The organism is Microbacterium sp. MM2322 (genome assembly GCF_964186585.1).
Lineage (GTDB): Bacteria > Actinomycetota > Actinomycetes > Actinomycetales > Microbacteriaceae > Microbacterium.
Window position 1 is genome coordinate 1,160,194 of the sequence record NZ_OZ075067.1, and the last position, 17,902, is coordinate 1,178,095.

Genomic DNA, 17,902 nt, shown 5'->3' on the forward strand with positions numbered 1-17,902 from the left:
CTTCGTTGACCGGCCCGCTTCCTGAGCCCCGAAAGAGGAAAGACACATGCCTTTGACTCCCGAAGACGTCGTCACCAAGCAGTTCCAGCATGTTCGCTTCAAGGAGGGTTTCGACCCCGATGAGGTCGACGACTTCCTCGACGAGATCGTCGTCGAGTGGCGCAAGACCATTGCTGAGAACGAAGAACTGAAGGCGAAGCTCGCCGCGTTCGAGTCCGGTGAGACGCCCGCTGCTCAGGAGTCCGCTCCGCAGACCGAGTCGGCCCCGCAGACCGAGGTCGTCGAAGAGGTGCCGGATCCGGCCGAGCCCGTCGCCGAGGCACCTGCTGTCGCTGACGCCGCCGCCCCTGTGGCCGCCTCTGCGGGCATCATCGAGCTCGCTCAGCGCCTGCACGACGAGCACGTTGCCGAGGGCAAGGCGCAGAAGGAGAAGCTCATCTCCGAGGCGCAGGCCGAGGCTGACACCATCCTCAACGACGCTCGGGCGAAGGCCCGTGACGAGATCACCCGCCTCGAGAGTGAGCGCGGCACCCTTGAGGGTCGCATCAGCGAGCTGCGTCAGTTCGAGCGCGACTACCGTGTTCAGCTCCGCGGCTTCATCGAGGACAAGCTGCGCGACCTCGACGTCGCCGGCACCTCGGGCTCGACGCCCATTCCTGCGTCCTGACCGTTCGCACATTGTCGAGCCGAACGTCCGCGACGCGGACGACACTGCGCGCCGCAGCGGCCGGCACCACCATCGCGATCCTCGCGGTGCTGGTGCTGGCCGCTGATCAGTTCACCAAGTACCTCGCTCTCGCGAAACTGCCCGAGCGGCAGGCGGTGCCCGTCCTCGGGGACTTCCTCCAGCTGTACCTCACGTTCAACCCGGGCGCGGCGTTCTCGCTGGGCGAGGGCGTCACGTGGGTCTTCACGCTCGTACTCGCGGCCGCGGCGCTCACGATCGTCTTCCTGGCCGCGACGCGCGTTCGCTCCCGTGCGTGGGCAGTCGTCCTCGGCCTCCTGCTCGGCGGGATCCTCGGGAACCTCACCGACCGCCTCTTCCGCGATCCCGGGTTCCTCGTCGGCCATGTCGTCGACTTCATCCACACGCCGTGGCTGTGGCTGTGGTTCCCGTCCGCCATCTACAACGTCGCGGACATGTTCATCGTCACGATGATGATCGCCGTCGCGATTCTGGTGCTCCTCGGTCGTCGGTTCGACGGCACGCGCGAGAGGGATGCCGCGCGCGCGGCAGCGGCAGCAGAGGCGGACGCTGACGTCTCGGCATCCGCTGACCCTCATGCCCAGCCGTAGCCTGCCCGTCCCGGACGGTCTCGACGGCACCCGGGTCGATGCGGCGCTGGCGAAGCTCCTCGGGTTCTCCCGCACGTTCGCCGCCGAGGTCGCCGAGAGCGGCGGAGTCCACGTCGACATGCGACCGGTCGGCAAGTCCGACAAGCTCGTGGCCGGTGCCTGGCTCCAGGTCGACTGGGAGGAGAAGCGCGGACCCGAGATCGTCCCGATCGCGGTCCCCGATCTCGGGATCGTCCACGACGACGACGAGATCGTGGTGGTCGACAAGCCCTCAGGGGTTGCGGCGCATCCTTCGATCGGGTGGGAGGGGCCGACGGTCGTCGGCGCTCTCGCGGCCGCCGGATTCCGTATCGCCACATCCGGCGCTGCCGAACGTCAGGGTGTCGTCCACCGGCTCGATGTCGGCACGAGCGGCCTGATGGTGGTGGCGAAGACCGAGCGGGCGTACACCGCGCTGAAGCGTGCGTTCAAAGAGCGCGAGGTCGACAAGGTCTATCACACCGTCGTCCAGGGGCATCCGGATCCCCTCGTCGGGACGATCGACGCTCCCCTGGGGCGGCATCCGAACCACTCCTGGAAGTTCGCGGTCGTCCCTGACGGCAAGGACTCGGTGACGCACTACGAGACTCTCGAGGCCTTCCCGCGGGCATCGCTCCTCGAAGTCCATCTCGAGACCGGGCGTACGCACCAGATCCGCGTGCACATGGCCGCCCATCGGCATCCCTGCGTCGGTGATCCGCTCTACGGCGGCGACCCCACCCTGGCGCAGCGCCTCGGGCTCACGCGGCAGTGGCTGCATGCGCACGAACTCTCCTTCGCCCACCCGGCGACGGGGGACTGGGTCACGTTCCGCTCGGAGTATCCGGCGGATCTCGCCCATGCCCTGGAGATCCTCCGCGAGCAGTGACACCGGCCGGGGGAGTGCGGCATCCTGCTGTCATGGACATCGAGGTGCGACCGGCGACCTCCTTCGAGGACATTCGGACGATCGTCGGGCCGAAGCGTCCCGACGCGAACGTCTGCTGGTGCTTGACCTATCGACTCCCGGGACCGGAACACCGGGCACTGGCGGGACCGGCTCGCGGCGACCGCATGCGCGAGCTCGTTGCAGAGGGCCCGCCAGGCGTCCTGGCTTACGACGGCGATGAGGTCGTCGGATGGGCAGCGGTCCACCCTCGGTGCGACACGTCGTTCGCGAAGAACCGGCGGATCCCTCATGTCGATGACCTCGACGTGTGGTCGCTCTGGTGCATCCGGGTGCGCCCTGGGCATCGTGGAAACGGCATCGCCCACGCCCTGGTTTCGGGAGCCGTCGACTACGCGCGGTCCGAGGGAGCGCCGGCGGTCGAAGGCTACCCCGTCGACAATCGTGGCGAGAAGGTCGACCTCACGATGGCGTATGTCGGGACGCGTCGCCTGTTCGAGCAGGCTGGTTTCACCCTCGCCGCAGAGACGGACTCCGTACTGAATGGGTTCCCCCGGGTCGTCATGCGACTCGACCTCGGCTGAACCTCAGCGGCCGCCGGTGAAGCTCGCGGGGTCGTCCTCGGCGATCGCGAGGGCGATCTTGCGGACGTGCGGCGGATCGACGTCGACAAGTTCGCCGAGCCCGTAGAAGCCGACCTCGGTCAGTTCGCCGTCCGCGGGATGCGGGTCGCCCGACACCCAGTCGCACCGGAACACGAGGTCGAGGTAGTCGACCTCGTCACCGTTGGCGTAGACGATCCGCGGGATCTGCTGGACCGCCGCCAGCCGAGTCGCACGCACGACGACTCCGGCCTCTTCGAGACACTCCCGGACCGCCGTGTCGGCGGGTTCTTCGCCCGGCTCCACGATGCCGGACACCGACTGCCACTCGCCGTTGTCGGCCCGCTTGCCGAGGAGCACCTTCTCGTCGCGGAAGACGACGGCGGTCACGCCGACGAGGGGGAGCGGGGCGGTGCCGATCTTCTCGCGGAGGGCGAGGACGAACTCGGGGGTGGTCATGCCGACCAGCCTAGGCGCCGTGTCAGAACCGGAACGTAGACTCGATCCGTGGCATCCGACTCCTTCGTTCACCTGCACGTCCACAGCGAATACTCGATGCTCGACGGGGCCGCGAAGATCGGCGCGATGACGCAGGCAGCCGCCGATTACGGGATGCCGGCCATCGCCGTGACCGACCACGGCAACACCTTCGCCGCGTTCGAGTTCTACCGTGCGGCCCAGTCCGCCGGCGTCAAGCCGATCATCGGCCTCGAGGCGTACGTCACTCCCGGCACGCACCGCAGCGACAAGTCGCGCGTGGCGTGGGGGTCCCCCGATCAGAAGAGCGACGACGTCTCGGGATCGGGTGCCTACACCCACATGACGATGTGGAGCCAGAGCACCGAGGGCATGCACAACCTGTTCCGGTTGAGCTCCCTGTCGAGCATCGAGGGCTACTACTTCAAGCCCCGCATGGACCGCGACCTTCTGCAGACCTACGGCAAGGGGCTGATCGCGACGACGGGGTGTCCGTCGGGCGAGGTGCAGACCCGTCTGCGTCTCGGCCAGTACGAGGCAGCGCGCGCCGCGGCGGCAGAGTTCCAGGACATCTTCGGCAAGGAGAACTACTTCGCCGAGATCATGGACCACGGCCTGTCGATCGAGCGCCGCGTCATGACCGACCTCATCCGGTTGTCGAAGGATCTGAACATCCCGCTGGTCGCGACCAACGACTCGCACTACACGCATCAGCACGAGGCCGATGCCCACGAGGCGCTGCTGTGCGTCCAGTCGGGCTCGACGCTCGACGACCCGAACCGCTTCAAGTTCGACGGCGACGGGTACTACATCAAGACGGCGCAGGAGATGCGCCAGCTCTTCCGTGACCACCCCGAGGCCTGCGACAACACGCTGCTCATCGCAGAGCGGTGCGAGGTGGAGTTCAACACCTCCGCGAACTACATGCCGCGTTTCCCGGTGCCCGAGGGTGAGACCGAGGACAGCTGGCTGATCAAAGAGGTCGAGGCGGGCCTCCACTACCGGTACCCCGACGGGATCCCCGACCGCGTTCGCAAGCAGGCGGAGTACGAGACCGGCATCATCTTGCAGATGGGCTTCCCGGGGTACTTCCTCGTGGTCGCCGACTTCATCAACTGGGCGAAGGACCACGGCATCCGCGTCGGTCCCGGCCGCGGCTCCGGTGCCGGATCGATGGTCGCCTACGCGATGCGCATCACCGACCTCGACCCGCTCGAGCACGGCCTCATCTTCGAGCGCTTCCTGAACCCCGACCGTGTCTCCATGCCCGACTTCGACGTCGACTTCGACGATCGTCGCCGCGGCGAGGTCATCGACTATGTGACGGAGAAGTACGGCTCCGAGCGCGTCGCGCAGATCGTCACGTACGGCACGATCAAGTCGAAGCAGGCGCTGAAGGATGCCGGTCGTGTCCTCGGCTTCCCGTTCTCCATGGGCGAGCGCCTTACGAAGGCCATGCCGCCGCCCGTCATGGGCAAGGACATGGAGCTCGGCGGCATGTTCGACGCGAAGCATCCGCGCTACAAGGAGGCGAGCGAGTTCCGCTCCCTCGTCGACACCGATCCCGACGCGAAGACCGTCTTCGACCGCGCGATCGGACTCGAAGGGCTGAAGCGCCAGTGGGGCGTCCACGCCGCCGGCGTCATCATGTCGAGCGAGCCGCTGATCGACATCATCCCGATCATGCGCCGCGAGCAGGACGGCCAGATCGTCACGCAGTTCGACTACCCGTCGTGCGAGACCCTCGGCTTGATCAAGATGGACTTCCTGGGGCTTCGAAACCTCACGATCATCTCCGACGCCCTCGACAACATCCGCACCAACCGCGGCGAGGAGCTCGACCTCGAGCACCTCGAGCTCGACGACCGACCCGCGTACGACCTCCTGAGCCGCGGAGACACGCTCGGGGTGTTCCAGCTCGACGGCGGCCCCATGAGGGCCCTCCTGCGCCTGATGAAGCCCGACAACTTCGAGGACATCTCCGCTGTCATCGCGTTGTACCGACCGGGCCCCATGGGCGCGAACTCGCACACGAACTACGCGCTGCGCAAGAACGGCGTGCAGCCGATCACCCCGATCCATCCCGAACTCGAGGAGCCGCTTCGCGACATCCTCGACACGACCTACGGCCTGATCATCTATCAGGAGCAGGTCATGGCGATCGCGCAGAAGGTGGCCGGTTTCTCGCTCGGCCAGGCCGACATCCTCCGCCGCGCGATGGGTAAGAAGAAGAAGTCCGAACTCGACAAGCAGTACGCGGGCTTCTCCGGCGGCATGAAGGAACGCGGGTTCGGCGACGCGGCCATCAAGTCGCTCTGGGACATCCTGCTTCCCTTCTCGGACTACGCGTTCAACAAAGCGCACTCCGCCGCATACGGTCTCGTCTCCTACTGGACCGCCTACCTCAAGGCTCACTATCCCGCCGAGTACATGGCCGCGCTCCTGACGAGCGTCGGCGACTCGAAGGACAAGATGGCGGTGTACCTCAACGAATGCCGTCGCATGGGCATCCGTGTCCTCCCGCCCGACGTGGGGGAGTCCATCCGGTACTTCGCCGCCGTCGGCGAGGACATCCGCTTCGGCCTCGGCGCGGTCCGTAACGTCGGCACGAACGTCGTCGACGGCATCGTGTCCGCCCGCACGGACGGTCCGTACACGAGCTTCCACGACTTCCTGACGAAGGTGCCGGCCCACGTCGCGAACAAGCGGACGGTCGAATCCCTCATCAAAGCGGGTGCATTCGACTCGCTCGGATCGACACGACGCGCGCTCATGGAGATCCACGAGGACGCCACCGAACAGGCCGTCCTCGACAAGCGCCGTGAGGCCAACGGCGAGGTCGGCTTCGACTTTGACAGCCTGTGGGGCGACGACGAGCCCCAGCAGGTGGCGCGCGTGCCCGAACGCCCCGAGTGGACGAAGAAGGACAAACTCGCGTTCGAACGCGAGATGCTCGGCCTCTACGTGTCCGATCACCCGCTCGCCGGGCTCGAGATTCCGCTGGCGAAGCACGCATCGACCTCGATTCACGATCTGCTCGTCTCGGACGACATCTCCGACGGCGACATCGTGACCGTCGCGGGGCTGGTCACCAGCGTCCAGCATCGAGTCGCGAAGCAGAGTGGCAACCCCTACGGCATGATCACGGTCGAGGACTTCGACGGCGAGGTGACGGTCATGTTCATGGGCAAGACCTACACCGAGTTCCAGTCGATGCTGGTGGCGGACTCGATCCTCGTCGTCCGCGGCCGCGTGTCTCAGCGTGACGACGGGCGCAACCTCCACGGTCAGTCGGCGTTCGTACCCGATCTGGGATCGGTCGACGCAGCGGGTCCGCTCGTCCTCCTTCTGCCCGAGCATCGCGCTACGGAGACGACGATCGGTCAGCTCGCCGCCGTGCTCGACCGGCATCCCGGTGCGACCGAGGTGACGTTGAAGCTGCATCGCGGAGGTGTCGCCAAGGTGTTCGAGGTGCCGGCTCAGGTGGGTGTCACCGTCGACCTCTATGGAGAGTTGAAGGGGCTGCTGGGACCGCAGTGTCTCGGCTGAGTCGCCGCAATGGCGCGGGGTAGGATCGCAGGCGGCGCTCATCGGCGCTGTTCGGAAGGAGCATCGTGACTGACCAGAAGACGAACCCCGAAACGCCGGACGAAGCCGGGAGCAGCGTCGAAGACCTCGACGTCACTCTCGTTCGTGCGCCGGAGACCTCCGTGTACGAGACGAGCGTCGAGCAGGAGACCGAGGCGTACGACTTCACCACGGATGCCGCTCCTGCACAGGACGCTGTCGTCTCCGAGCCCGTCGACCCAGAGCCTGTCGCTGCAGAGCCCGTAGACGCAGATCCCGTCACCGCCGAGCCCGTCGCTGCCGACGAGCAGCCGGCAGCGGAGGCATCCGAGGCGGGGCACATCCCGCCGCAGTACGGTATCGGCCCGTTCTCGCTCCGCGAGGTTTCGCTGCTCGGTGTGTGGGCACTCGCCTTCCTGTTCTCGTTCTTCCCGCTGTACGGCGACGACCAGTTCAGCCGCCTCCTCGGCGGGGCGACGGTCTGGACCTCCGGGATCGACTGGGTGCTGACGATCGGTGCGCCCACCGTGGCCGTCTTCCTCATCACGCTCCGCCGGTTCTCGCCCGACGGCATCCGTCGCGTCGGCTCTCTCGGGATCGATCAGTTCGCCTCCGTCGTCTTCTCCGTTTCGGTCGTCATCTGGCTGAGTTGGTTGTGGACGAACATCGCACGAGGAGCGGCAACGGGCGTCTGGCTCAGCAGCTGGGTCGTCTGGGTGGAAGTGATCCTCATGACTGCGGGCGTGGCGCTGACGGTCCTGGCACCGTTCATCCCGCCCTTCCACGAGGACTTCCTCCACCGGGTCGAGACCCTGTCCCACCGCGTCGCCCGTCGTGCCCGTCCCGTCGTCGCACGCCCGCTGTCGGATGCGCGGTACACGATGGCAGCGCCGTCCGTCGACCCGGAGCCCGCGCCGTACGGTGACCCGATCGAGGACGACGAGCCCGCTCCCGCCCCCGCATCCGCGCAGCAGGCCTTCTGGGCGCTGGCTCCCGCGGAACGGGACGTCGTCGACGAGAACGGAACTCCGCTCTTCCGCATCGGCCCGACCGCCTGGGCGCTGGTGATCGAGGACCGCGGAGATTCGTTCGTCGTTCGTCACGAGGATGGTCGGATCGGCTACCTCACCGACGTCTCGGGCGTCACCCGGGGCTGAGCCGCCGGTAGCCTGGAGGGATGCTCCGCACGATCGACCTCCGGGGTCGCGCCGTCACACCGACCGACCTTCTCGCCGCCGTACCCCGCGCCACGGCCGCACGTGACGAGGCCCTGGCCACGGCAGCGTCGGTCGTCGCCGACGTGGCTGAGCGAGGTGAGGTGTCGCTGCGTGAGCAGGCCGCACGCTTCGACGGCGTCGAGGGGCACGACATCCGGGTCCCAGGCGTGCACCTCGATGAGGCGCTCGCGTCCCTCGACCCTGCGATCCGCTCTGCTCTCGAGAATGCGATCGGACGCGTGCGGCTCGCTTCGGCCGCGCAGGTCCCTGCGCCCGTCGTGACCGAGATCGCTCCCGGCGCTCGGGTGGAGCAGCGCTGGCGTCCTGTCCGGCGTGCAGGTGTCTACGTCCCGGGTGGCAAGGCGGTCTACCCGTCGAGTGTCGTCATGAACGTCGTCCCCGCACAGGTGGCCGGTGTCACGCAGGTCGCGCTCGCTTCGCCGCCGCAGCGAGAGTATGGCGGGCGGGTCCACCCCGTCATCCTCGCCGCCGCGAAGCTGCTCGGCGTCACCGAGGTGTACGCCATGGGCGGCGCGGGAGCGATCGGCGCCTATGCCCACGGAGTCCCCGATCTCGATCTCGCCCCGGTCGACGTCATCTCCGGCCCGGGCAACAATTTCGTCGCCCTCGCCAAGCGTGTCGTGGCGGGCATGGTCGGTACCGACTCCGAGGCGGGGGCGACCGAGATCCTCATCGTCGCCGACGACTCCGCCGACCCACGTCTCGTCGCGGCAGACCTGGTGAGCCAGGCCGAGCACGACGAGCAGGCTTCTGCACTGCTCGTCACCGACTCGGCGGAGCTCGCCGATGCGGTTGCCGGGGAGGTCGACCGACGCGCGGCCGCGACCCGGCACGCCGATCGCGTGGCGCAGGCTCTCGCCGGTCCGCAGTCGGCCATCGTCCTCGTCGACGACATCGCGACTGCTACTGCTTTCAGCAATGCCTACGCCCCCGAGCACCTCGAACTCCAGCTCCGCGACCCTCGTCCCGACGAGTACGTCAACGCGGGCGCGGTCTTCGTGGGGGCATGGACGCCCGTGAGTCTCGGTGATTACCTCGCCGGCAGCAATCACGTGCTTCCGACGGGCGGTCAAGCGCGGTACGCGTCGGGCCTCTCGGCATCCACGTTCCTGCGTCCGCAGCAGGTGATCACTTATGACCGCGACGCCCTGCAGGCCGTGCACGACGACATCGTGACGCTCGCGAATGCCGAGGTCCTCCCCGCGCACGGCGAGGCCGTCACGGCACGCTTCGACGCGTAGTCTGGATGCCGCCATGCACTGCCCCTTCTGTCGCCACTCCGATTCCCGTGTCATCGACTCGCGCACGAGCGATGACGGACTTAGCATCCGTCGCCGTCGCCAGTGCCCCGAATGCGGCGGCAGGTTCTCGACGATCGAGACCGCGAGCCTCAACGTGATCAAGCGCTCCGGCGTGATCGAGTCGTTCAGTCGCGAGAAGGTGATGTCCGGCGTGCGGAAGGCCTGCCAGGGCCGCCCCGTGACCGAGGCCGACCTCGCCATGCTCGCTCAGGCGGTGGAGGAGTCGGTGCGCCAGACGGGCGTCTCGCAGATCGACACGAATGAGATCGGGCTGGCGATCCTCGGGCCGCTCCGCGAGCTCGACGAGATCGCCTATTTGCGGTTCGCGAGCGTGTACCAGGCGTTCGAGACCCTTGACGATTTCGATGACGCGATCGCGCTCCTCCGCGCCGACCAGGCGCAGAAGGCGCCGCGACAGGACGCCTGAGCACGACGCCCTAGGCTGGGAGCCGATGTATCGACTCCTCTTCGACCTCGTCCTCCGCCGGCTCGACCCGGAATCCGCTCACCACCTCGGGATGGGCGTGATCCGCCTCGCCGCGGTACCCCCGTTCTCGGCCGTCGCGCGCGCGCTGACCCGACCGGCACCGGAGCTGCGGACCGAGGCGCTCGGACTCGTCTTCGACTCGCCCTTCGGCGTGGCAGCCGGGTTCGACAAGAACGCGGTCGGAGCGCTCGGCCTGCACGCACTGGGCTTCGGACACATCGAGGTCGGCACGGTGACCGCGATCCCGCAGGACGGCAACCCCCGCCCGCGTCTGTTCCGCCTGCCGGCGGACCGCGCCCTGATCAACCGGATGGGCTTCAACAACGACGGTGCGGCCGCCGTCGCTGCGCGGCTTGAGCGGATGCGGCGCCGCAAGCATCGTCCCGTCCTGGGTGCGAACATCGGCAAGTCCCGCGTCGTGGACGTCGCCGACGCGACGGCGGATTATGTCGCGAGCACGCGCCTTGTCGCGCCTGTGGCGGACTATCTCGTCGTGAACGTGTCGTCCCCCAACACGCCCGGGCTCCGCGGCTTGCAGGCCGTCGAGACGCTGCGGCCTCTTCTGACCGCGGTGAAGGATGCCGCCGGTGCCACGCCTCTTCTGGTGAAGATCGCCCCCGACCTGACCGACGACGAGATCGACGGCATTTCGGCGATGGCGGTGGATGCCGGCCTCTCCGGCATCGTGGCGACCAACACCACGATCGCTCGCACCGGACTGACGACGGATCCCGCGCGCGTCGAAGCCATGGGTGCGGGAGGTCTTTCCGGCGCCCCGCTGCGCGAGCGCTCGCTCGAGGTGCTCCGCCGGGTCCGCGCGGCCGTTCCGGCAGATTTCTGCGTGATCGCCGCCGGGGGAGTGGAGACGGCATCCGACGTGCGCGATCGTCTGGCAGCCGGCGCGGACCTCGTGCAGGGCTACAGCGCGTTCGTCTACCGCGGTCCCCTGTGGGCTCGGCAGATCAACCGCGGACTCGTGCGCTGACGCACGGCATCCGGAGTGCCACGCACAGAAGGCCCGCACCTTTGGGTGCGGGCCTTCTGCGGTGAGGTGTGGATCAGCTGGGGTACTCCCCGCGGCGTACCTGCGCCTTCGGCAGCCGCATGAAACGCATCTGCACCGAGCGCATGGCGGCATACCAGCCGAGACCCTTCTCGCGGCGATCGCCCCACTTCGCGGCGGCGAGCTTCTTCACCTTGCGGGAGAGCATGGCCATGTCCGCGACCACGAAAAGGAGATACGCCCAGAGACCGACGTACGCGTAGAAGACGATTGCGGTGTTGGGCACGAGGGCGAAGAGGATGACGATGACGAGAAGCGGCATCACCAGCTCGCCGAAGTGCCAGCCGGCATCCGTGTAGTCGCGGGCGAAACGACGCTGCGGACCGCGGTCGCGAGGCGTGAGATAGCGCTCGTCTCCGTTGGCCATGCCGATCCGTGCCTTGTCGCGCTGCGCTGCGAGCTCGGCCTTGGCGCGGGCGCGGGCCTCTTTCGTGTTGGCGACGAGGGGCCGCTTGCGCGCCGCTTCCTGCTCGGCGCGCGAGGGCGTCGGGCGGTTCTTCCCCGCGCCGGTGGGGGCGTCGGGGGCGGTGTCGGCGGGGGGCGGTGTCTTTGCCACGGGGTGGTTCCTCGAAATCGGCGAAAAGGGCGTGCGACATAAGATTACCCGCATGACTTCCGACACCACTCGGTCCGCCGCGGTGCGGGAAGCGGCCCTGACCCAGGTCCCCGCCGCCCTCGCCGATCTGGGTTCCCTCGTCCGCATCCCGTCCGTGGCTTTTCCCGGATTCGACCGCGCGGAGGTGCAGCGGAGCGCGGAGGCGGTGAAGGCTCTCGTCGACGAACTCGGAATCTTCGAGCGCGTCGAGATCGCGACGGCCGTCATCCCCGAGACCGGTGAGGAGGGGATGCCGGCGGTCCTCGCGACCCGCGCTGCCCGCAACGGACGGCCGACGATCCTCCTTTATGCGCACCACGACGTGCAGCCGGTCGGCGATGAGTCGCTGTGGGAGTCGCCGCCGTTCGAACCGACGCTTCGCGACGGTCGCATCTACGGCCGCGGCGCTGCCGATGACAAGGCCGGGATCATGGCTCACATCGGCGCCCTCCGTGCGCTCATCGAGGCCGCGGGACCGGACTTCGACCTCGGCGTGAACCTCTTCTTCGAGGGCGAGGAAGAAGCCGGATCGGCATCCTTCGCGCAGTTCCTCAGCGACAACGCCGACGCGCTCCGTGCGGACGTCATCGTCGTCGCCGACTCGGGCAACTGGGACTCCGAGACCCCGGCCCTGACGGTCTCGCTCCGGGGCAATGCGCGGTTCACCCTCGACATCGAGACCCTCGATCACGCGTCGCATTCCGGCATGTTCGGCGGCGCGGTCCCCGATGCCATGCTGGCTGCCGTCACCCTCCTCGCGACGCTGTGGGATGCCGACGGCGCCGTTGCGGTGGAAGGCCTCGAATCGCGGGATGCCGCGACGCCCCCGTACTCCGAAGAGACGCTCCGGAGCGAAGCCGGGCTCCCCGACGGCGTATCCCCGATCGGGCGCGACGAGATCCTCAGCCGCATCTGGAACAAGCCGTCCGTCACGATCACCGGGATCGACGCGCCGAGCGTCCGCAATGCCTCCAACACCCTGTCGCCGAAGGTGTCCGTCGTGATCAGCACTCGTGTCGCGCCCGGCCAGGCGGCGGCCGACGCATTCGCGGCGATCGAGACGCACCTGCGCGCGCACGCACCGTTCGGCGCTCGGCTCACGTTCCGCGACGTCGACTTCGGCGACCCGTTTCTCGTCGACACGTCGGGGCCTGCGGTCGAGAAGGCCCGTGCGGCGCTGGAGAGCGGGTACGGCCGGACCCCCGTGGACATCGGGGTGGGTGGATCGATTCCGTTCATCGCCGACCTCGTGCGGGAATTCCCGGGTGCGGAGATCCTGGTCACCGGAGTCGAGGACCCCCACGCGCGGGCACACAGTCCGAACGAGTCGCTCCACGTCGATACCTTCCGTCACGCGCTGATCTCCGAGGCCTTGCTCCTCGCATCGCTCGACGCGTCTGAATAAACCGTCGTCCGGATACCCGCGCCGCCCGGCCAGACCGTGTGAGGCGACGTAGAATCGTCTCAGTACGCCGCCCCCGTTCCTCAAGAACACTGGCGGCCCGACCATGGGGAGAGTCATGACCGACATCGCCACGCAGTCCACCGAGACCGTTCCCGCTCACGGCGTCGCCCTGTCCGACGCCGCGGCCGACAAGGTGAAGAGCCTTCTGTCGCAGGAGAACCGCGACGACCTGCGGCTCCGCGTCGCCGTGCAGCCGGGTGGTTGCTCGGGTCTCATCTACCAGCTCTACTTCGACGAGCGCTATCTCGACGGCGACAAGACCGTCGACTTCGACGGTGTCGAGGTGATCGTCGACGACATGTCGGTGCCCTACCTCGACGGCGCGAAGATCGATTTCAAGGACACGATCTCGGAGCAGGGCTTCACGATCGACAACCCGAATGCTGCGGGCAGCTGCGCCTGCGGCGACAGCTTCCACTGATCCATCCGGGCTTCCCTCGGTCGGCCTCGGCATCCTGAACGGATGGCCGGAATCCCGTAAGAGGTTGCCCTAGACTGGCATGAGTCTGACCTTCATGTCCCCGAAAGGTGCACCGTGCGCGTCAACCGCCGACTCCGTTGGGTAGCCCTCCCGCTTGCGATCGCCTCCGCGGTCGCCCTTGCGGGATGCAGCCCTACAACAGCGAACGGCTTCCTCCCCGGCTTCGATGAGGGAGGCGGGCAGGCGACGAACCACACGTCGATGATCGCCGGCCTCTGGACCACGTCGTGGATCGTCGTCCTCGCCGTCGGCGTGATCACGTGGGCCCTCATGGGCTTCGCGGCGATCGCGTATCGCCGCCGTAAGGGCCAGTCGGGTCTTCCCGTGCAGCTCCGTTACAACATGCCGATCGAGATGTTCTTCACGATTGCGCCGGTCATCCTCGTGCTGGGCTTCTTCGCTTTCACGGCTCGCGACCAGGCCATCCTCGAGACGCAGTACAAGGACCCCGACGTCTGCATCACCGCCATCGGCAAGCAGTGGGCGTGGGACTTCCAGTACAACGGAAACGACTGCGACAACCCGAAGGATGCCGTTTGGACCATGGGCGTCCAGGCTCAGACAGACGCGCAGGGCAACATCACGAGCGAGCTTCCCGAGCTCGTGCTCCCCGTCAACAAGAAGGTGACGCTGCAGCTCGAATCGCGCGACGTCATCCACTCGTTCTGGGTCGTGGACTTCCTCTACAAGAAGGACATGTACCCCGGCCGCGAGAACTACTGGTCCTTCACCCCCACGAAGGAAGGCACGTTCGACGGCAAGTGCGCCGAACTCTGCGGCCAGTACCACTCGATGATGCTCTTCACCGTGAAGGTCGTCTCCGAGTCCGAATATAAGAGCTACATCGCATCGCTGGAGTCCAAGGGACAGACCGGCGACATCGACGATGTCTTGGACCGCCAGCAGAACGCACCGGGAACGGGCGCGCCCGCCGCTGAGGGAGAGCACAACTGATGGCCACCATCGCACCTCCGGCCCCGACAACGACGCTTCCCCCGCGTCAGGCTGCGCTGCTGAGTACCTCTCGCGTCGAGCACAAGGGCAACATCGTCGTCAAGTGGATCACCTCCACCGACCACAAGACCATCGGGTACATGTACCTGATCGCATCTGTTCTGTTCTTCATGCTCGGTGGCGTGATGGCGCTCATCATCCGCGCCGAGCTCTTCGAGCCCGGCATGCAGATCGTGCCGACGAAGGAGCAGTACAACCAGCTCTTCACGATGCACGGCACGATCATGCTGCTGATGTTCGCGACGCCGCTGTTCGCCGGCTTCGCCAACGCCTTGCTGCCGCTCCAGATCGGCGCTCCCGACGTCGCATTCCCGCGTCTGAACGCCTTCGCCTTCTGGCTCTTCACGTTCGGCTCGACGATCGCCGTCGCCGGATTCCTCACCCCTCAGGGCGCGGCTGCGTTCGGATGGTTCGCCTACCAGCCGCTGGCAGGCGAGAGCTTCAGCCCCGGCGCCGGTGGAGACCTCTGGATGCTGGGCCTCGGCATGAGTGGTTTCGGCACGATCCTCGGTGGCGTCAACTTCATCACGACGATCATGACCATGCGTGCGCCCGGTATGACGATGTGGCGCATGCCGATCTTCAGCTGGAACACGCTCGTCACCAGCATCCTGATCCTGATGGCCTTCCCGGTCCTGGCAGCGGCGATCTTCGCTGCGGCTGCTGACCGCATCCTCGGCGCTCACATCTACGACCCGGCCAACGGCGGCGTCCTGCTCTGGCAGCACCTGTTCTGGTTCTTCGGCCACCCCGAGGTCTACATCATCGCGTTGCCGTTCTTCGGCATCGTGTCCGAAATCTTCCCGGTGTTCAGCCGAAAGCCGATCTTCGGATACAAGACTCTCGTCTACGCCACCATCGCGATCGCCGCCTTGTCGGTGTCGGTCTGGGCACACCACATGTACGTCACGGGCGCTGTCCTGTTGCCGTTCTTCGCCCTCATGACGATGCTCATCGCGGTTCCGACGGGCGTGAAGATCTTCAACTGGATCGGCACGATGTGGCGAGGGTCGATCACCTTCGAGACCCCGATGGTCTTCGCTCTCGGCTTCCTCGTCTCGTTCGTCTTCGGTGGTCTGACCGGCATCATCCTGTCCTCGCCCCCGCTCGACTTCCACGTCTCCGACTCGTACTTCGTGGTGGCGCACTTCCACTACGTCGTCTTCGGCACCGTCGTCTTCGCGATGTTCGCCGGGTTCTACTTCTGGTGGCCTAAGTGGACGGGCAAGATGCTCAACGAGCGCCTCGGCCTCGTGCACTTCTGGCTCCTGTTCATCGGCTTCCACATGACGTTCCTCATCCAGCACTGGCTGGGCGCGGACGGAATGGTCCGCCGGTACGCGGACTACTCGGCCGCCGACGGCTGGACATGGCAAAACCAGGTGTCGACCATCGGCTCCATGGTCCTCGCGGCCTCGATGGTCCCGTTCCTGCTGAACGTCTGGATCACGGCTCGGACCGCGCCGCGGGTGACCGTCAACGACCCATGGGGCTACGGCGGATCGCTCGAGTGGGCGACCAGCTGCCCGCCGCCGCGGCACAACTTCACGTCGATCCCGCGTATCCGCAGCGAGCGGCCCGCCTTCGACCTCAACCACCCGGAAGCCGGCATCCCCGTCGGCGTGGGCCCGGCAAAGGACGCTCCCGATGCTCCGGTTGTCGATCTGACGAACGGAGAGGTCAAGTAAATGAAGACCAACACCAATCTCTGGTGGGTTCTCACCTCCTTCTTCGGCCTTGTCGCGGTGGTGTACGTCGGCTGGAACATCCTCGCCCACCCTCAGCTTCCGGTCTTCAACCGGATCGAGTGGGTCGGATCGGTAGCCCTCGTCTTCGTGACAGCGATGGGCGCGATGATCGCGTTCTACACCGGTCGCGTGGAGAAGGCGCAGGGTGGAACCCTGCCGGAAGACTCCCTCACGGCGGACATCGACGACGGTGACCCAGAAATGGGCGAGTTCTCGCCGTGGTCCTGGTGGCCTCTCGTGCTCGCCGGTTCCGCTGCCATCGCGTTCATCGGTCTTGCTGTCGGCGAGTTCATGATCCCGATCGGCTTCGCCATCTTCATCGTCGCCATCGTCGGCTGGGTCTACGAGTACTACCGGGGCTACTTCGCCCGCTGAGTCGCCATGCGTATCAGTGCAGGCGTCTGTTCGGACGTCGGAGCCCACCGGGCCGTCAATCAGGACGCTGCCTTCTCGACGCCGTTCGCCGCAGCTGTGGCGGACGGCGTCGGCGGTGGTCCGTCGGGTGACCTCGCAGCCGCCGCGATCATCCACCGCCTCATCACGATGCGCGGTGCCCTCCCGAGCGCTGAGAACCTCCTGGAACGGCTTCGCGCAGCGAACTGGGACATCGGAGCCCACGTGAGGCGGGATGCCGCCCTCGCCGGGATGGCGAGCACGTTGACCGGTGTGTGGCTCACCGTCAGCGGTAGCCTCGTCCTCGCCCACACGGGTGATTCGCGGGCCTATCTGCTCCGAGACGGTGAGTTCACGCGGCAGACTCGTGACGACTCGTATGTTCAGGCTCTCGTGGATCGCGGCCTCGTGCGTCCGGAGGATGCGTGGACTCACCCGCGCCGCAACATCATCACCGCCTCGTTCGGCGGCAACGATGACGACACCATCCGCGCGGAAACGCGCGACGTCCTCGCCGGCGACCGGTGGCTTCTCTGCAGTGACGGAGTCTCCGATTACGTGCCGGAGGAGGCAATCGGTGCCATCCTCGGCGGCATGTCGGATCCCGCGGCTGCGGCGCACGCGACCGTCGACCTCGCGCTGACAGCCGGTTCCCGTGACAACGTGACGACGGTCGTGTGCGACGTTGTCGACGGCATGCCCGATGTCGACGCGGTGCCCGTCATAGCCGGGGCAGCGGCATTGCGGTGGACCGAAGTCATCGAAGCTGGCCTGGCGACCGCCTGAGGCTACGTCACGGCCGCGCGCGGACCGGCATCACCAGCGGGTCGAACATGCGGGGGAGCGGCCCCTGGGCGGCTTCGACGGGCAGACCTTCGCGCGCCCAGTACTCGTAGCCGCCGATCATCTCGCGCACCGAGTAGCCGAGCTGGGCGAACTCGACGGCGCCGCGCGCGCCGCCGTTGCAGCCGGGGCTCCAGCAGTAGACGACCACGGGCGTGGTGAGAGAGATCTCGCGGGGCGCTCGTCGAGCGATCTCGCCGTGGGGCATGTGCACCGCTCCCGTGGCGTGCCCCTGGTTCCAGGCTTCCCGATTGCGGACGTCGACCAGAATGAAGTCGTCTTCGGCGCGCTGGGCGGCGTACACGTCGCTCGGGTCTGTTTCGACGAGCAGTTTCGTCTGAAAGTAGGACAGCGTTGCAGCGGGCGAGATCGTCATGTTCCGACGCTACGGGGACGAAGAAGCGGCG

The 17,902-nt window shown here is 67.1% G+C and carries 18 protein-coding genes; 15 read left to right on the forward strand and 3 right to left on the reverse strand.

The window, feature by feature from the left end; genetic code table 11:
• The first annotated feature begins 46 nt into the window (after positions 1 to 46).
• From ABQ271_RS05630 to ABQ271_RS05645, 4 genes are read left to right on the forward strand one after another with little or no spacing between them, the layout of a single operon-like run.
• Positions 47 to 667, forward strand: coding sequence for a DivIVA domain-containing protein (locus ABQ271_RS05630; protein WP_349310512.1), 621 nt, complete (start codon positions 47 to 49; stop codon positions 665 to 667).
• A gap of 11 nt (positions 668 to 678) precedes the next feature.
• Positions 679 to 1,296, forward strand: a complete 618-nt coding sequence (gene lspA, locus ABQ271_RS05635; RefSeq protein WP_349310513.1) for a signal peptidase II — start codon at positions 679 to 681, stop codon at positions 1,294 to 1,296.
• Complete coding sequence (locus ABQ271_RS05640; protein ID WP_349310514.1) at positions 1,283 to 2,203, forward strand: RluA family pseudouridine synthase; 921 nt, start codon at positions 1,283 to 1,285, stop codon at positions 2,201 to 2,203. Before lspA ends, ABQ271_RS05640 begins: the two co-directional genes overlap by 14 nt.
• 32 nt (positions 2,204 to 2,235) lie before the next feature.
• The gene (locus ABQ271_RS05645; RefSeq protein WP_349310515.1) at positions 2,236 to 2,805 is read left to right on the forward strand and encodes a GNAT family N-acetyltransferase; all 570 of its coding nucleotides are present in this window, start codon (positions 2,236 to 2,238) and stop codon (positions 2,803 to 2,805) included.
• 3 nt (positions 2,806 to 2,808) lie between these two features.
• On the opposite strand, the gene ABQ271_RS05650 is transcribed toward ABQ271_RS05645, so the two are convergent.
• Positions 2,809 to 3,282 carry an NUDIX domain-containing protein gene (locus ABQ271_RS05650; protein ID WP_349310516.1) on the reverse strand — a complete coding sequence of 158 codons (474 nt, stop codon included), beginning with the start codon at positions 3,280 to 3,282 and terminating at the stop codon, positions 2,809 to 2,811.
• A gap of 48 nt (positions 3,283 to 3,330) precedes the next feature.
• On the opposite strand from ABQ271_RS05650, the gene dnaE reads away from it, so the two are divergent.
• From dnaE to ABQ271_RS05675, 5 genes are all read left to right on the forward strand, one after another.
• Entirely contained in the window at positions 3,331 to 6,849 is a 3,519-nt protein-coding gene (gene dnaE, locus ABQ271_RS05655) for a DNA polymerase III subunit alpha (RefSeq protein ID WP_349310517.1), read from the forward strand.
• A gap of 65 nt (positions 6,850 to 6,914) precedes the next feature.
• On the forward strand, positions 6,915 to 8,024 hold the full coding sequence (locus ABQ271_RS05660; RefSeq protein ID WP_349310518.1) for a hypothetical protein: 1,110 nt from the start codon (positions 6,915 to 6,917) through the stop codon (positions 8,022 to 8,024).
• 20 nt (positions 8,025 to 8,044) lie between these two features.
• Complete coding sequence (gene hisD / locus ABQ271_RS05665; RefSeq protein WP_349310519.1) at positions 8,045 to 9,346, forward strand: histidinol dehydrogenase; 1,302 nt, start codon at positions 8,045 to 8,047, stop codon at positions 9,344 to 9,346.
• A gap of 13 nt (positions 9,347 to 9,359) precedes the next feature.
• Entirely contained in the window at positions 9,360 to 9,833 is a 474-nt protein-coding gene (gene nrdR, locus ABQ271_RS05670; protein WP_349310520.1) for a transcriptional regulator NrdR, read from the forward strand.
• Between the two features lie 25 nt (positions 9,834 to 9,858).
• Positions 9,859 to 10,878: a quinone-dependent dihydroorotate dehydrogenase gene (locus ABQ271_RS05675; protein WP_349310521.1), complete on the forward strand. Its 1,020-nt coding sequence runs from the start codon at positions 9,859 to 9,861 to the stop codon at positions 10,876 to 10,878.
• Between the two features lie 73 nt (positions 10,879 to 10,951).
• On the opposite strand, the gene ABQ271_RS05680 is transcribed toward ABQ271_RS05675, so the two are convergent.
• Positions 10,952 to 11,512 carry a DUF3043 domain-containing protein gene (locus ABQ271_RS05680; protein ID WP_349310522.1) on the reverse strand — a complete coding sequence of 187 codons (561 nt, stop codon included), beginning with the start codon at positions 11,510 to 11,512 and terminating at the stop codon, positions 10,952 to 10,954.
• 52 nt (positions 11,513 to 11,564) lie between these two features.
• Here ABQ271_RS05680 and ABQ271_RS05685 point away from each other — a divergent pair, with 52 nt between their 5' ends.
• The 6 genes from ABQ271_RS05685 (at position 11,565) to ABQ271_RS05710 (ending at position 17,438) form a co-directional block, all read left to right on the forward strand.
• Positions 11,565 to 12,956, forward strand: coding sequence for a dipeptidase (locus ABQ271_RS05685; RefSeq protein WP_349310523.1), 1,392 nt, complete (start codon positions 11,565 to 11,567; stop codon positions 12,954 to 12,956).
• Between the two features lie 115 nt (positions 12,957 to 13,071).
• On the forward strand, positions 13,072 to 13,437 hold the full coding sequence (erpA, locus tag ABQ271_RS05690) for an iron-sulfur cluster insertion protein ErpA (protein ID WP_349310524.1): 366 nt from the start codon (positions 13,072 to 13,074) through the stop codon (positions 13,435 to 13,437).
• A gap of 114 nt (positions 13,438 to 13,551) precedes the next feature.
• Entirely contained in the window at positions 13,552 to 14,451 is a 900-nt protein-coding gene (gene coxB / locus ABQ271_RS05695; RefSeq protein WP_349310525.1) for a cytochrome c oxidase subunit II, read from the forward strand.
• Positions 14,451 to 16,199, forward strand: coding sequence for a cytochrome c oxidase subunit I (gene ctaD / locus ABQ271_RS05700; RefSeq protein WP_349310526.1), 1,749 nt, complete (start codon positions 14,451 to 14,453; stop codon positions 16,197 to 16,199). Before coxB ends, ctaD begins: the two co-directional genes overlap by 1 nt.
• On the forward strand, positions 16,200 to 16,634 hold the full coding sequence (locus ABQ271_RS05705; RefSeq protein ID WP_349310527.1) for a cytochrome c oxidase subunit 4: 435 nt from the start codon (positions 16,200 to 16,202) through the stop codon (positions 16,632 to 16,634).
• Between the two features lie 6 nt (positions 16,635 to 16,640).
• Positions 16,641 to 17,438: a protein phosphatase 2C domain-containing protein gene (locus tag ABQ271_RS05710; RefSeq protein WP_349310528.1), complete on the forward strand. Its 798-nt coding sequence runs from the start codon at positions 16,641 to 16,643 to the stop codon at positions 17,436 to 17,438.
• A 7-nt stretch (positions 17,439 to 17,445) separates the two neighbouring features.
• On the opposite strand, the gene ABQ271_RS05715 is transcribed toward ABQ271_RS05710, so the two are convergent.
• On the reverse strand, positions 17,446 to 17,871 hold the full coding sequence (locus ABQ271_RS05715; RefSeq protein ID WP_349310529.1) for a rhodanese-like domain-containing protein: 426 nt from the start codon (positions 17,869 to 17,871) through the stop codon (positions 17,446 to 17,448).
• Positions 17,872 to 17,902 lie beyond the last annotated feature (31 nt).